Annotated in this window: 16 protein-coding genes; all 16 read right to left on the reverse strand. The window is 63.7% G+C overall.

Features of this window, described 5'->3' with window-relative positions; all coding sequences use genetic code 11:
* Positions 1 to 10: 10 nt before the first annotated feature.
* From IVB26_RS22750 to IVB26_RS22825, 16 genes are read right to left on the reverse strand one after another with little or no spacing between them, the layout of a single operon-like run.
* Positions 11 to 1,519, reverse strand: coding sequence for an NADH-quinone oxidoreductase subunit M (locus IVB26_RS22750; protein WP_247967506.1), 1,509 nt, complete (start codon positions 1,517 to 1,519; stop codon positions 11 to 13).
* Positions 1,520 to 3,625: an NADH-quinone oxidoreductase subunit L gene (gene nuoL, locus IVB26_RS22755; protein ID WP_247967507.1), complete on the reverse strand. Its 2,106-nt coding sequence runs from the start codon at positions 3,623 to 3,625 to the stop codon at positions 1,520 to 1,522.
* A gap of 8 nt (positions 3,626 to 3,633) precedes the next feature.
* Positions 3,634 to 3,942 (reverse strand): NADH-quinone oxidoreductase subunit NuoK, encoded by a 309-nt coding sequence (gene nuoK / locus IVB26_RS22760; protein WP_008547737.1) that lies wholly within the window; start codon positions 3,940 to 3,942, stop codon positions 3,634 to 3,636.
* Complete coding sequence (locus IVB26_RS22765; RefSeq protein ID WP_247967508.1) at positions 3,939 to 4,577, reverse strand: NADH-quinone oxidoreductase subunit J; 639 nt, start codon at positions 4,575 to 4,577, stop codon at positions 3,939 to 3,941. Before IVB26_RS22765 ends, nuoK begins: the two co-directional genes overlap by 4 nt.
* Positions 4,578 to 4,586: 9 nt before the next feature.
* Entirely contained in the window at positions 4,587 to 5,075 is a 489-nt protein-coding gene (nuoI, locus tag IVB26_RS22770) for an NADH-quinone oxidoreductase subunit NuoI (RefSeq protein ID WP_027529879.1), read from the reverse strand.
* 14 nt (positions 5,076 to 5,089) lie between these two features.
* Positions 5,090 to 6,157, reverse strand: coding sequence for an NADH-quinone oxidoreductase subunit NuoH (nuoH, locus tag IVB26_RS22775; protein ID WP_018320148.1), 1,068 nt, complete (start codon positions 6,155 to 6,157; stop codon positions 5,090 to 5,092).
* A gap of 10 nt (positions 6,158 to 6,167) precedes the next feature.
* Positions 6,168 to 8,243, reverse strand: coding sequence for an NADH-quinone oxidoreductase subunit NuoG (gene nuoG / locus IVB26_RS22780; RefSeq protein ID WP_247967509.1), 2,076 nt, complete (start codon positions 8,241 to 8,243; stop codon positions 6,168 to 6,170).
* Positions 8,244 to 8,250: 7 nt separating this feature from the next.
* Positions 8,251 to 8,742 (reverse strand): hypothetical protein, encoded by a 492-nt coding sequence (locus tag IVB26_RS22785; RefSeq protein ID WP_247967510.1) that lies wholly within the window; start codon positions 8,740 to 8,742, stop codon positions 8,251 to 8,253.
* Between the two features lie 5 nt (positions 8,743 to 8,747).
* Positions 8,748 to 10,073, reverse strand: coding sequence for an NADH-quinone oxidoreductase subunit NuoF (gene nuoF, locus IVB26_RS22790; protein WP_247967511.1), 1,326 nt, complete (start codon positions 10,071 to 10,073; stop codon positions 8,748 to 8,750).
* A 15-nt stretch (positions 10,074 to 10,088) separates the two neighbouring features.
* Positions 10,089 to 10,295: a hypothetical protein gene (locus tag IVB26_RS22795; RefSeq protein WP_247967512.1), complete on the reverse strand. Its 207-nt coding sequence runs from the start codon at positions 10,293 to 10,295 to the stop codon at positions 10,089 to 10,091.
* Positions 10,295 to 10,906 (reverse strand): NADH-quinone oxidoreductase subunit NuoE, encoded by a 612-nt coding sequence (nuoE, locus tag IVB26_RS22800; RefSeq protein WP_247967513.1) that lies wholly within the window; start codon positions 10,904 to 10,906, stop codon positions 10,295 to 10,297. The genes IVB26_RS22795 and nuoE overlap by 1 nt, the downstream gene beginning before the upstream one ends.
* Positions 10,907 to 10,918: 12 nt before the next feature.
* Entirely contained in the window at positions 10,919 to 11,896 is a 978-nt protein-coding gene (locus tag IVB26_RS22805; protein WP_247967514.1) for an FkbM family methyltransferase, read from the reverse strand.
* Entirely contained in the window at positions 11,896 to 13,092 is a 1,197-nt protein-coding gene (locus IVB26_RS22810) for an NADH-quinone oxidoreductase subunit D (protein ID WP_038971425.1), read from the reverse strand. The genes IVB26_RS22805 and IVB26_RS22810 overlap by 1 nt, the downstream gene beginning before the upstream one ends.
* Before the next feature lie 2 nt (positions 13,093 to 13,094).
* On the reverse strand, positions 13,095 to 13,709 hold the full coding sequence (locus IVB26_RS22815; protein WP_247967515.1) for an NADH-quinone oxidoreductase subunit C: 615 nt from the start codon (positions 13,707 to 13,709) through the stop codon (positions 13,095 to 13,097).
* A gap of 11 nt (positions 13,710 to 13,720) precedes the next feature.
* The gene (locus IVB26_RS22820; protein ID WP_247967516.1) at positions 13,721 to 14,308 is read right to left on the reverse strand and encodes a NuoB/complex I 20 kDa subunit family protein; all 588 of its coding nucleotides are present in this window, start codon (positions 14,306 to 14,308) and stop codon (positions 13,721 to 13,723) included.
* Positions 14,299 to 14,664, reverse strand: coding sequence for an NADH-quinone oxidoreductase subunit A (locus tag IVB26_RS22825; RefSeq protein ID WP_018320139.1), 366 nt, complete (start codon positions 14,662 to 14,664; stop codon positions 14,299 to 14,301). Before IVB26_RS22825 ends, IVB26_RS22820 begins: the two co-directional genes overlap by 10 nt.
* Between the last annotated feature and the right edge of the window lie 180 nt (positions 14,665 to 14,844).

Below are 14,844 nucleotides of genomic sequence, written 5' to 3' on the forward strand. Positions count from 1 at the left end.
ACCTGCCCGATCACTGGAGCAGTGCGGCGGCCTTCACGGCCGTCACAGCGGTGTTGTAATTGTTGACGAGTTGCTGGACCGAGGCGGCCGACATGTCGAGCACCGGCTTCGGATAGACGCCGAACAGGATCGTCAGCGCGATCATCGGGAACAGCGTCAGGCACTCCCGGAAGGTGAGATCCTTCATGCTCGCCAGCGACGGCTTGACCAGCGCCCCGAACACGACCTTGCGGTAGAGCCACAGCGCGTAGCACGCCGACAGGATCACGCCGAAGCTGGCGAAGAACGCCGTCGGGATCGAGACCTTGAAGGTGCCGAGCAGCGTCATGAACTCGCCGACGAAGCCGCTCGTGCCGGGCAGACCGACATTGGCCATGGTGAAGACCATGAAGGTCAGCGCGTAGAGCGGCATCCGGTTGACGAGGCCGCCATAGGCCGCGATCTCGCGGGTGTGCAGACGGTCGTAGACGACGCCGACGCAGAGGAACAGCGCGCCGGAGACGATGCCGTGCGAGATCATCTGGAACACGCCGCCGGCGACGCCCTGCATGGTGCCGGCGAAGATGCCCATGGTGACGAAGCCCATATGCGCGACGGACGAGTACGCGATCAGCTTCTTCATGTCCTCCTGCATCAAGGCCACCAGCGAGGTGTAGATGATGGCGATGGCCGAGAGCGTGAAGATCAGCGGCGCGAAGTCGTGCGAGGCCAGCGGGAACATCGGCAGCGAGAAGCGCAGGAAGCCGTAGCCGCCCATCTTCAGCAGGATCGCGGCCAAGACCACCGAGCCCGCGGTCGGCGCCTCGACGTGCGCGTCCGGAAGCCAGGTGTGCACCGGCCACATCGGCATCTTCACCGCAAACGAAGCGAAGAAGGCGAGCCACGCCCAGGTCTGCAACGACCGCGGCACGGCGGTGTGCATCAGGGTCGGGATGTCGGTGGTGCCGCCGTTCCAGTACAGCGCCATGATGGCGAGCAGCATCAGGACCGAGCCGAGCAGCGTGTAGAGAAAGAACTTGAACGACGCGTAGACCCGGCGCGGACCGCCCCAGACGCCGATGATCAGGAACATCGGGATCAGGCCGCCCTCGAAGAACAGGTAGAACAGCACGAGATCGAGCGCCGAGAAGGTGCCGATCATCAGCGTTTCCAGGATCAGGAACGCCATCATGTATTCGCGGACGCGGTTGGTGATCGCCTTCCAGCTCGCGATGATGCAGAACGGCATCACCGCGGTGGTGAGGATCACCAACGGCAGCGAAATGCCGTCGATACCCATGTGGTAGGTGATGCCGGTGGCGAGCCAGTTCGCCTTCTCGACGAACTGGAAGTCGGGATTGCTGGGGTCGAAGCGCATGACCAGGATCACCGACACCGCGAAGGTGATCAGCGTGGTCCAGAGCGCGATCCAGCGCGCGTTGCGCCGGGCCGCCTCGTCATCGCCGCGGCTGAGATAAACGATCAGCGCGCCGACCAGCGGCAGGAACGTCGTGACCGAAAGAATGGGCCAGGTTGTCATTTACTGGCCTCCAAAGCCGAACATGAACCAGGTGATCAGGCCGGCGGCGCCGATCAGCATGGCGAACGCGTAGTGATAGAGATAGCCGGTCTGGATCTTCACGACGTTGCGGGTGACGTCCAGCACGCGGGCGGAGACGCCGTCGGGGCCGAGGCCGTCGATGATGAAGCCGTCGCCCTTCTTCCAGAGCTGGTAGCCGATCCACTTCGCCGGACGGACGAAGATGATGTCGTAGAGCTCGTCGAAGTACCATTTGTTGAGCAGGAACTGGTACAGCATCGGCTGTGTGTTCGCGAGCTCGACCGGCAGGTAAGGCCGGCGGATGTAGAACAGGTACGACACGAGGAAGCCCAGCACCATCATCACCGTCGGCAGGAAGGCGATGGTCTCGGGGATGTGGTGCATCTCCTCGATGATGTGCGGGTTCATCTTCACGGACTCGCGGAAGAATTCCTCGACGCCGTGACCGGCGAACAACTCCTTGAACGGTAACCCTGCGACGAACGAGCCGACCGCGAGCACGCCGATCGGGATCAGGATCCAGAGCGGAGCCTCATGCGCGGCTTCGTAATGATGCTCGTCATGCGGCTCGCCGTGGAAGGTCTTGAAGATCAGGCGCCAGGAGTAGAACGAGGTCAGGCCAGCCGCGACGACCGTCATCAGGAAGCCGTACACCCCGAACGGATTATGCGAGGCGTAGGCCGCTTCGATGATCGCGTCCTTGGAGAAATAGCCGGCCGTGAGCGGAAATCCGGTCAGCGCCAGGGTACCGACCACCATCACCGCATAGGTGTAGGGGATCTTCCTCCAGAGGCCGCCCATGTTGCGGATGTCCTGCTCGTGGTGCATCGCATAGATCACCGAGCCGGAGCCTAGGAACAGCAGCGCCTTGAAGAAGGCGTGCGTGAACAGGTGGAACATGCCGACCGAATAGGCCCCTGCTCCCATCGCCACGAACATGTAGCCGAGCTGCGAACAGGTCGAGTAGGCGACGATGCGCTTGATGTCGTTCTGGACGAGACCGACGGTCGCGGCAAAGAATGCCGTGGTGGCGCCGAAGAACATCACGACGGCCTGCGCATTCGGCGCGAGCTCGAACAGCGGCGACAGGCGCGCCACCATGAACACGCCCGCGGTGACCATGGTCGCGGCGTGGATCAGCGCGGAGACCGGGGTCGGACCTTCCATCGCGTCCGGCAACCAGGTGTGCAGCAGGAACTGCGCCGACTTGCCCATCGCACCCATGAACAGGAGGAGGCAGGTCAGGGTCAGCGCATCGGCATGCCAGCCAAGGAAGTTGATGGTCTTGCCGGTCAGACCGGGCGCGGCATGGAAGATCGTCTCGAAATCGGTCGAGCCGACCAGCATGAAGATCGCGAAGATGCCGAGCGCAAAACCGAAATCGCCGACGCGGTTGACGACGAAGGCCTTGATGGCGGCGGCGTTGGCCGTCGGCTTCTGGTACCAGAACCCAATCAAGAGGTAGCTGGCGAGACCCACGCCTTCCCAGCCGAAGAACAGCTGCACGAGGTTGTCCGCCGTCACCAGCATCAGCATGGCGAAGGTGAACAGGCTGAGATAGCCGAAGAAGCGTGGCCGGTTCGGATCCTCGTCCATGTAGCCGATGGAATAGAGGTGCACGAGCGAGGACACGGTCGTCACCACCACCAGCATCACGGCGGTAAGCGTGTCGACCCGCAGCGTCCACCAGACCTGCAAGTCTCCGGAGAAGATCCAGGGCAGCAGCTGGATCCTGTAGTCGTGGTGCATGAAGCCGACATCGACCAGCGTCATCCAGGACAGCGCCGCCGAGACGAACAGCAGCGCGGTCGTGATCAGCTCGGCAGCGCGCGAGCCGGCCGCCGGCGGCTCGGTCGGGCCATGGCCGTGATCATCGTGCCCGTCGCCGGGCTCATGATGCGTCTCGTGGATGACGGAGGCATCCTCATTGATCGTATCGGAAGCATGGCCATGCGCACCGTGACCATGGTCGCCGTGATGCTCGAGCTCGTCGCCTGAGGGATTGCGGGCATGCGCGCCGAACAGCGCGATGAAGCCGGCCAGAATGGCGCCCAGCAGAGGCAGAAAGACAATTGCCTGAACCATGACTGAGCTCAGCCCTTCATCAGATTGACGTCCTCAACCGCGATCGAGCCGCGGTTGCGGAAATAGACCACCAGGATAGCGAGACCGATCGCGGCTTCAGCGGCTGCGACGGTCAGCACCAAAAGCGCGAAGACCTGGCCGACGATGTCGCCGAGGAAGGTCGAGAACGCGACGAGGTTGATGTTGACCGAGAGCAGGATCAGCTCGATCGACATCAGGATGACGATGATGTTCTTGCGGTTCAGGAAGATGCCGAGAATGCCGAGCGTGAACAGGATCGCGCCGACCGCCAGATAATGTCCGAGCCCGATCGTCATTTCACCCACTCCGCCGCGTCGGCATCCGAGAGCCCCTGCCCCGGCGCCACCTTGCGCATCGCCATCGCCATCTCCGGCGTGCGCGCGTTCTGAACGTTGATGTCCTGCCGCTTCACGCTCGCCTTGTGGCGCAGCGTCAGCACGATGGCGCCGATCATGGCGACCAGCAGCACCATGCCCGATAGCTGGAAGTAGTGGATGTACTTCGTATAGAGCACGAGACCCAGCGCCTCGGTATTCGCGACGTTGGCCGGAATCGCCGCCGTGATCGTCTTGGCGACGCCGGGGTTGATGACCCAGAACCCGACGGTGAGCAGCAGCTCGAACAGGAAGATGCCGCCGATCACCAGGCCAACCGGCAGGTACTCGATGAAGCCCTCGCGCAGCTCGAGGAAGTCGACATCGAGCATCATGATCACGAACAGGAACAGCACCGCGACGGCGCCGACATAGACGACGATCAGGATCATCGCCAGGAATTCGGCGCCCATCAGCACGAACAGGCCGGAGGCGTTGACGAAGGCCAGGATCAGGTACAGCACGGAGTGCACGGGATTGCGCGAGACAATCACCATCACGGCCGAGGCGACGCAGACGCCGGCGAAGAGATAGAAGAACAGCGCGGGAAGGATCATGCCCTCACCTCACCGGTACGGCGCGTCGAGCTCGATCGCTTTCGCGATCTCGCGTTCCCAGCGGTCGCCGTTGGCGAGCAGCTTGGCCTTGTCATAGAACAGTTCCTCGCGGGTCTCGGTCGCGAACTCGAAGTTCGGACCTTCGACGATGGCGTCGACCGGACAGGCCTCCTGGCAGAGGCCGCAATAGATGCACTTCACCATGTCGATGTCGTAGCGCACGGTGCGGCGGGTGCCGTCGTTGCGGCGCGGGCCGGCCTCGATGGTGATGGCCTGCGCCGGACAGATCGCTTCGCACAGCTTGCAGGCGATGCAGCGTTCTTCGCCGTTCGGATAGCGGCGCAGCGCGTGCTCGCCGCGGAAACGCGGCGAGATCGGGCCCTTCTCGAACGGATAGTTCAGCGTCGGCTTCGGCTGGAAGAAATAGCGCATGGCGAGGAAGAACGCCGAGACGAATTCCGACAGCAGAAGCGAGCGTGCAGTCGCGTTGATGTTGATACCCATGACGGCCCTCACTTCGGCGCGATGCCGGCGAAATGCAGCACGCCGGCCACCACGATCACCATCGCCAGCGACAGCGGCAGGAACACCTTCCAGCCGAGGCGCATCAATTGATCGTAGCGGTAGCGCGGCACGATCGCCTTTGCCATCGCGAACAGGAAGAACATGAAGAAGACTTTGAGCGAGAACCAGATGATCCCCGGCACCCAATTGAAGGGCGGCAGGTCCACCGGCGGCAGCCAGCCGCCGAGGAACAGGATCGTGGCCATCGCGCACATCGTGACGATCGCGACATACTCGCCGAGCATGAACAGCAGATACGGCGTCGAGCCGTACTCGACCATGAAGCCGGCGACGAGCTCGGATTCCGCTTCGACGAGGTCGAAGGGCGGACGGTTGGTCTCGGCCAGCGCCGAGACGTAGAATACCACGAACATCGGGAACAGAGGCCAGACGTACCAGTTCAGGATGGTGAGCTGCGGCAGCCCGATAAGGCTGGCAAGGCCGCGGACATGCTGGGCCTCGACCACGGCCGACAGGTTCAGCGTGCCGGCGCAGAGCAGCACCGTGATGATGACGAAGCCGATCGAGACCTCGTAGGACACCATCTGCGCCGCGGAGCGCAGCGCGGCCAGGAACGGATACTTCGAGTTCGACGACCAGCCGGCCATGATGATGCCGTAGATCGACAGCGACGAGATCGCGAAGATGAAGAGGATGCCGACATTGATGTCGGAGATCACCCAGCCGAGATTGGTCGGGATGACCGCCCAGGCAGCCAGTGCGAGCACGCACGACACCAGTGGGGCCAGCAGGAACACGCCCTTGTTGGCGCCGGCCGGAATGATCGGCTCCTTCAGCACGAACTTGAGCAGGTCGGCGAAGGATTGCAGCAGGCCCCAGGGGCCGACCACGTTCGGGCCGCGCCGGATCTGCACCGCCGCCCAGATCTTGCGGTCGGCGAGCAGGATGTAGGCGATCGCCACCAGGAGGACGACGAGCACGAGGACGCTCTGCGCGACCATGATGATCAGCGGCCAGAGGAACCCGGTCCAGAATGCGCTTTCGAAGAATTCCATCAGATCACGCTCACTCCGCTGCGGTCAGCATATGCCCGGAGGCGAGGCGCGAGCATTCCGCCATCACGGCGGATGCACGCGCGATTGGGTTGGTCAGGTAGAAGTCCTCGACCCGCGGCTTGAACGGCGCCTTCTCCGGCGAGCCGCCCTTCCCCGCCAGCTTCTTGATCTGGTCGGCAGAGCCGGCCTCGATCTGGTCGAGACGGATCAGATGCGGCACGGCCTTGAACACCGCCTGGCGCAGGGCCGTAAGCGAGTCGTAGCCGAGCTTCTTGCCGAGCGCCTCCGACAGCGCGCGGACGATCGCCCAATCCTCGCGGGCCTCGCCCGGCGGGAACGCGGCGCGGCCCGTCATCTGCACGCGGCCTTCGGTGTTGACGTAGATCGCGGACTTCTCGGTGTAGGCCGCCGCCGGCAGGATCACGTCGGCGCGGTGCGCGCCGCGGTCGCCATGGGTGCCGATATAGACGACAAAGGTGCCATCCGGTGCGTTGATCTCGTCGGCGCCAAGCAGGAACAGCAAGTCCAGCGTGCCGAACGTCGTCATCTGCGCAGCGTTCAGCCCGCCGGTGGTTGCGGAGAAGCCGATATCGAGGGCGCCGACGCGCGAGGCGGTCTCATGCAGCACGCCAAAGCCGTTCCAGCCGTCCTTAAGTGCGCCGACGTCGAGCGCGAGCTTGGCGCTCGCGGCGAGAATGGCGGCGCCGTCGTGGCGCGAGGCCGCGCCTCCGCCGACCAGGATGATGGGATTCTTGGCGTTCTTCAGCACGTCCATGAAGGAGTGCCGGCCGGCCGCGAGCTCACTGAGCGTCTCGGTGCCCGCGCCGAGATGATCGTAATCGTAGGTCAGATCGACCTTGGCGCCGATCACGCCGACCTTGAATCCGCCGGCGCGCCAGCGCTTGCGGATGCGGGCGTTGAACACGGCCGCCTCTTTCCGCGGATTGGCGCCGATGATGAGCAGTGCATCTGCCCTCTCCACGCCCGCCAACGTCGGGTTGAAGATGTAGGAGCCGCGGCCGAGCGCGGGGTCGAAGGCGTCGCCGCCCTGCACCGCCAAATTCGTCGAGCCGTACTTGGCGAGCAGGTCCTTCAGCGCGAACATCTCCTCGACGCCGGCGAGGTCGCCGGCGATCGCGCCGATGCGCTTGCCGTCGGTACGCGCCGCCTTGGCGGCGATCGCGGCGAAGGCCTCGGTCCAGCTCGCCGCGCGCAGCTTGCCGGCTTCGCGGATATAGGGCCGATCGAGACGTTGGGTGCGCAGGCCGTCGACGACGTGGCGGGTCTTGTCGGAGATCCACTCCTCGTTCACGGCCTCGTTGATGCGCGGCAGCACGCGCATCACCTCGCGGCCGCGGGTGTCGACACGGATGGCGGCCCCGATGCCGTCCATCACGTCGATCGACTGGGTTTTGCCGAGCTCCCACGGACGCGCCGCGAAGGCATAAGGCTTCGAAGTCAACGCCCCGACCGGGCAGATGTCGACGAGATTGCCCTGCAATTCCGACGTCAGCGCGTGCTCGAGATAGGTCGTGATCTCCATATCCTCGCCGCGACCGGTAGCACCCATCTCGGGAGCGCCGGCGACTTCCGCCGAGAAGCGGACGCAGCGCGTGCACTGGATGCAGCGGTTCATCGAGGTCTTGACCAGCGCGCCGAGATATTTGTCCTCGACCGCGCGCTTGTTCTCGGCGAAGCGGCTGGTGTCGACACCATAGCCCATCGCCTGGTCCTGCAGGTCGCACTCGCCGCCCTGGTCGCAGATCGGGCAGTCCAGGGGATGGTTGATCAGAAGGAACTCCATCACGCCTTCGCGCGCCTTCTTCACCATCGGCGAACGCGTGGAGATTTCCGGCGGCTCGCCCTTGGGCCCCGGACGGCAGTCACGCACGCCCCACGCGCAGCTCGCGACCGGCTTCGGGCCGCCCTTCACTTCGACGAGGCACATCCGGCAATTGCCGGCGATCGACAGCCGCTCGTGATAGCAGAAGCGCGGAATCTCGGCGCCCGCGGCCTCGCACGCCTGGAGCAGCGTGTACTCGGCGGGGACATCGATCTCTTTGCCGTCGATGATGAGTTTGGTCATTGCGGTCTCAGGTCTTTCCCAGCTTGCAGTCTGGCGGTGTAACGCTGGCGGTCTTCAGTGACGCCTTGATCCATTGCTGGGTCTCGACGCCGTAGGTGGCGAGATAGGCCGGCTGCGCCGCATTCTTCTCGCACAGGAACGGCAGATGCGGCTTCAGCTCGTAATCGCAGGAGGCCTGCCATTCCCGCTTGTCGGCAAAAGCAGCGATCGTCTCCTCGCAGGCATAGAGGAAGTACGACACGAAGCTTTCGTACCGAACCCGCTCCTCGCGGTTGCCAGTCTTGATCGCTTCGTAATCGGCTTGCGAGAATTTCGGATTCTTGAACGCCAGATCCGTATAGCCGAGATACGCCTGACGCGCGCTCGCGGCACGGTTGTTGGTGCGGATTTCGTTGATCTGAAACAGGATCGCAACAAAGCCGAGCAGCGCCACGGCCGCCTGCGCCATCTGCGCCAGCGTGCCGAATTTCTGCCACCAGAAAACGCTCGGTTGCGACATCGCGATCACTCCGCCGCGACCATGTTCACGGGATCGCGGACGCCGATATCGTCAATGTCAGCCCTGTGCGAATATTGGTCGATACGCGCTTCGATCTCGTGACGGAAATGCGCGATCAGGCCCTGGATCGGCCAGGCCGCCGCGTCGCCGAGCGCGCAGATGGTGTGGCCTTCGACCTGCTTCGTCACCTCGAGCAGCATGTCGATCTCGCGCTTGTGGGCGCGGCCTTCCGCCATGCGGGTGAGCACGCGCCACATCCACCCCGTACCCTCGCGGCACGGCGTGCACTGGCCGCAGCTCTCATGCTTGTAGAAGTAGGAGATGCGGGCGATGGCGCGGATCAAATCGGTGGACTTGTCCATCACGATGACGGCCGCGGTGCCGAGGCCCGAGCGCAGCTTGCTCAAGGAGTCGAAATCCATCGGCGTGTCGATGATCTGCTCGGCCGGCACCATGCGCACCGACGATCCGCCGGGGATCACGGCCTTGAGGTTGTCCCAGCCGCCACGGATGCCGCCGCAATGCTTGTCGATCAGCTCACGGAACGGAATGCCCATGGCCTCTTCGACGTTGCAGGGCCGCTCGACATGGCCGGAGATGCAGAACAGCTTGGTGCCGACATTGTTCGGACGGCCGATGCCGGCGAACCAGGCCGCGCCACGGCGCAGGATGTCCGGTGCAACGGCGATGGACTCGACGTTGTTGACGGTGGTCGGGCAGCCGAACAGGCCGACATTGGCCGGGAACGGTGGCTTCAGCCGCGGCTGGCCCTTCTTGCCTTCGAGGCTTTCGAGCAGCGCGGTTTCCTCGCCGCAGATGTAAGCGCCGGCGCCGTGCGCGACGTAGATGTCGAACGGCCAGCCGTGGATGTTGTCCTTGCCGACCAGCTTAGCCTCATAGGCCTGGTCGATCGCGGCCTGGAGATGCTCGCGCTCGCGGATGAACTCGCCGCGGACATAGATGTAGCAGGCGTGCGCGTTCATCGCGCAGCTCGCGATCAGGCAGCCCTCGATCAGGAGATGCGGATCGTGCCGCATGATCTCGCGATCCTTGCAGGTGCCGGGCTCGGATTCGTCGGCGTTGACGACGAGATAGCTCGGCCGGCCGTCGGTCGATTCCTTCGGCATGAACGACCATTTCAGGCCGGTCGGGAAGCCTGCGCCACCGCGGCCGCGCAGGCCCGAGGCCTTCATCTCGTTGATGATCCAGTCGCGGCCCTTGTCGATGATGTTCTTCGTGCCGTCCCAGGCGCCGCGACGCCGCGCGCCCTCGAGCCCCCAATCGTGGAGGCCGTAGAGGTTCTTGAAGATGCGGTCCTTGTCCTCGAGCATATCAGTGCTTTCCGATCAACTATTGGACTGCTTGTAGGCAAGTCCGGCGGCGCAGATGCCAAAGGTCAGCGCCCAGAGCAGACTGGATTCCAGCGACGCGTTCAGGCTGAAACGCTGCAGCAGGAAAATGAAGGCGGCCGCAACAGCGGCATGCATCGCGATGAAGCCCCACTTCTTCATGGCACCGCTCCCCTCCATGGCCTGCGACGAGAGATCACGCATCAGGTGATCTCCTTCAGCGTGGTCGGTCCGTTGATCGGCGCCGAGAACTGGCGGCCGTTCTGCGGACCCGGCTTGGGCGGATTGCCCGAAGCGAAGCCGTCGAGCACCTTACCGAAGCTTTCCTTGGTCAGGTCCTCATAGGTGTCCTTGCCGATCAGCACCATCGGCGCGTTCACGCAGGCACCGAGGCACTCCACCTCTTCCCAGCTGAAATTGCCGTCCTTGGACAGATGGAACGGCTCGTGATGGATGCGGTGCTCGCAGACGTGGATCAGATCCTCGGCGCCGCGCAGCCGGCACGGCGTGGTGCCGCAGACCTGGACGTGAGCCTTCTTGCCGACGGGCGCGAGCTGGAACATCGTGTAGAAGGTCGCGACTTCCAGCACACGGATATAGGGCATGTCGAGCAGGTCGGCGACCGCGCGGATCGCGGCTTCCGAGACCCAGCCCTCATGCTGCTCCTGGACGCGCCAGAGGATCGCGATGACCGCGGAGGCCTGACGTCCCGCCGGATATTTCGCGATCTGCTGCTTGGCGAACGCGAGGTTCTCCTCCGTGAACGTAAAGCTCGCGGGCTGGACTTCCTTCGGTGCTAATCGGCGAACGGACATCTCTTCAATCTCTCACTGCATGCGGCGCGCGGACTTGGCGTTCAAGATCTTGGCATTCAGGGCATCGATCCTGTCCTGCCAGAACGCGCTTGCGGTGCCGAAAACGTTGTAGCCGACGTGGGTCGAGACCTTGATGCGGTCGAGGATCGACAGCTCGGTCACGGTCTCCATGCGGTTGCTGCGCGGATCGAACACGATCAGCTTCAGCGGGGTCTGTTCGAGGATGAAACGCGACACGGCATGAGAGCGGTCGCTGCCGTGCTCCTCGCACATGATGACGCTGTCGGCCTCAAGCAGCCGGGCGCCGCCCTTGATCGCCTCGATCTCGACGCCCTCGACGTCGAGCTTGATCAGGTATTTGCCGGTGCTCGCGATCGTGCCGTCCTCGATCAGATTGTCGAGTGCGATGACCGGCACGTCCTCACCGCCGGCCGATGGATCGCCGGCGATGCTGAAGGCCTCGTGCTTGGTGCCCGACAGCCGCGCAGTGCCGCGCGATGCACCGATCGCACATTTCATGGTCTCGAAGCGATTGCCGTTGACGCGGGCGTTGTTGGCGAGCTTCGGGTAGTTCTGTCCCGACGGCTCGATCGCGATCGCCCTGTGCGCGCCGAACGGCTTGCTCGAGACCAGCACGGACCAGTAGCCGTAATTGGCGCCGCAATCCAGCAACGTGTAATCGACGTCGATGGAGTCGGCGAACAGCAGCTCGAGCTCGTCTTCATAATTGTACGAGCGGTTGAGCAGCTTGCTCCAATAGCCGTCGCCGTAAGGGAATTCGAACACGGCGTCGGGATTGAGCCTGATCGCGATGTTGCGCTCGGGCAGCGTCTTCCGCAGCAGGTTGGCACAGGCGATGTAGCCCATATGCGAGAAGTGCGACGAGATCTTCGATCCCGTCACCAGCGCCAAGGCAGCCGTCCGCTCCCACAGGTTGGCCCCTTCAAGGGCCCCCGAGGCACGGTCAAACTGGATTGGCGCCTGCGCCATCACCGATCGACCTCTCCGAACACGATGTCGAGCGAGCCGAGGATCGCCGAGACGTCGGCGAGCAGATGGCCGCGACAGATGTGATCCATGGCCTGCAGATGCGCAAAGCCCGGCGCGCGGATCTTGCACTTGTAGGGCTTGTTGGTGCCGTCGGAGATCAGATAGACGCCGAACTCGCCCTTGGGCGCCTCGACCGCGGCGTAGACTTCGCCGGCCGGCACGTGGACGCCTTCGGTGTAGAGCTTGAAGTGGTGGATCAGCGCTTCCATCGAACGCTTCATCTCGCCACGGCGCGGCGGCGCGACCTTGTTGTCGGCGACGACGACGGGGCCCTTACCGTCAGGCGCGTTCAGCTTCTGGATGCACTGCTTCATGATGCGGATGGACTGCCGCATCTCTTCCATGCGGATCAGGTAGCGGTCGTAGCAGTCGCCGTTCTTGCCGATCGGAATGTCGAAATCCATCTCGGCATAGCATTCATAGGGCTGCGACTTGCGCAAATCCCAGGCCGCGCCCGAGCCGCGCACCATCACGCCCGAAAAACCCCACTCCCAGGCTTCCTTCAGCGGCACCACGCCGATGTCCACGTTGCGCTGCTTGAAGATGCGGTTGGCGGTGAGGAGACGGTCGAGGTCGTCCACCACCTTCAGGAACGGATCGCACCAGGCCTCGATGTCGTCGACCAGCTTCTGCGGCAGGTCCTGATGCACGCCGCCGACGCGGAAGAAGGCCGCATGCATACGGCTGCCCGAGGCGCGCTCGTAGAACACCATCAGCTTCTCGCGCTCTTCGAAACCCCACAGCGGCGGGGTTAGCGCGCCGACGTCCATCGCCTGCGTGGTGACGTTGAGCAGATGCGACAGGATGCGGCCGATCTCGCAATAGAGCACGCGGATCAGCTGGCCGCGGCGCGGCACCTCGATGCCGAGCAGCTTTTCTGCAGCCATGCAGAAGGCGTGCTCCTGGTTCATCGGTGCGACGTAGTCGAGCCGGTCGAAATAAGGGATCGCCTGGAGATAAGTCTTCTGCTCGATCAGCTTCTCGGTGCCGCGGTGAAGCAAGCCGATATGCGGATCGACGCGCGCGACGACCTCGCCGTCAAGCTCCAGGACCAGACGCAGCACGCCGTGCGCCGCCGGATGCTGGGGGCCAAAGTTGATGGTGAAATTGCGAAGCTGTTCGGGTTGCTCGTTCATGATCAGACCTTCGGTCCCGCTTTTTCATCACCCGGAAGGACCGGATAGTCGGCTCCCTCCCACGGCGACAAAAAGTCGAACTTGCGGAATTCCTGATTGAGCCGGACCGGCTCGTACACCACCCGCTTTTCCTGGTCGTCGTAGCGGACCTCGACGAAACCGGTGGTCGGGAAATCCTTGCGCAGCGGATGGCCCTCGAACCCGTAATCGGTGAGGATGCGGCGCATGTCGGGATGACCGACGAAGAACACGCCGTAGAGGTCGTAGGCCTCGCGCTCGAACCAGTCGGCGCCGGGGAACACGTCGATCAGCGACGGCACCTGCGTGGTCTCGTCGGCCTGGGCCTTGAGCCGGATGCGCGTATTCAGGGTCGGGGACAGGAAGTGATAGATCACGTCGAAGCGCTTCTCGCGCGACGGATAGTCCGCTGCCGTGATGTCGGTGAAGTTGATGAAGCGGCAATTCGGGTCGTCGCGGAGGTACTTGACCACCTCGACGATCTTGCTGGCCTCGACATCAACCGTGAGCTGGTTGAAGGCCACCGAATGACCGATGGCAGCGCCCGGAAGCGCGCTAACGATCGTCTGCCCCAGGGCGTCGAGCTTGGCGTCGTCCATGACGTAAAACCTTAGCGTTCGATGGTGCCGGTGCGCCGGATCTTCTTCTGCAGCAGCAGCACGCCGTAGAGCAGCGCTTCCGCCGTGGGCGGGCAGCCCGGCACGTAGATGTCGATCGGCACGATGCGGTCGCAACCGCGCACGACCGAGTAGGAATAGTGATAGTAGCCGCCGCCATTGGCGCAGGAGCCCATCGAGATGACGTAGCGCGGCTCCGGCATCTGGTCGTAGACCTTGCGCAGCGCGGGCGCCATCTTGTTGGTCAGCGTGCCGGCGACGATCATCACGTCGGACTGGCGCGGCGAGGCGCGCGGCGCAAAGCCGAAGCGCTCGACGTCGTAGCGCGGCATCGACACCTGCATCATCTCGACCGCGCAGCAGGCGAGACCGAAGGTCATCCACATCAGCGACCCGGTGCGGGCCCAGGTGATGAGGTCGTCGGTCGCGGCCACGAAGAAGCCCTTGTCGGACAGCTCGGAATTGACCTCGAGGAAGAACGGATCATTGGCCCCGACCGGCTTGCCGGTCGACGGGTCCAGGATGCCCTTGGGAGCCGGCGCGACGACCGGACCCATGGACGATGCAGGGTTCAATCCCATTCGAGTGCTCCCTTCTTCCATTCATAGGCGAACCCGACCGTCAGCACGGCGAGGAAGACCACCATGGACCAGAAGCCGGTCGCGCCAAGCTTGCCGAACGCCACCGCCCAGGGAAACAGGAACGCCACCTCGAGGTCGAAGATGATGAAGAGGATGGCGACCAGGTAGAAGCGGACGTCGAACTTCATGCGGGCATCGTCGAAGGCGTTGAAACCGCACTCATATGCCGACAGCTTTTCCGGGTCCGGCTGCTGGAACGCCACGACGAAGGGTGCGATCAGCAGCACGAGGCCGATGAGGCCCGCGACCCCTATAAAGACGACGAGTGGAAGATAGTTCTGCAGAATGCCGCTCATTGACGAGCCCTTTTTCCCGCAGCCTCGGGACAGCCACGGATTCGTCCGATTTGGAATTATTCTGAGCCTTAGCGCAGTGCACCAATGGGCGCAAGACACGCTCTTTTTAGGCCCTTTGCCGCCCCCAGCACGCTGGAAATCCCGGAATCACCCCGCGGCTGGTATGGAGCAGATCGCCAA

Source organism: Bradyrhizobium sp. 195 (assembly GCF_023101665.1).
GTDB lineage: Bacteria > Pseudomonadota > Alphaproteobacteria > Rhizobiales > Xanthobacteraceae > Bradyrhizobium.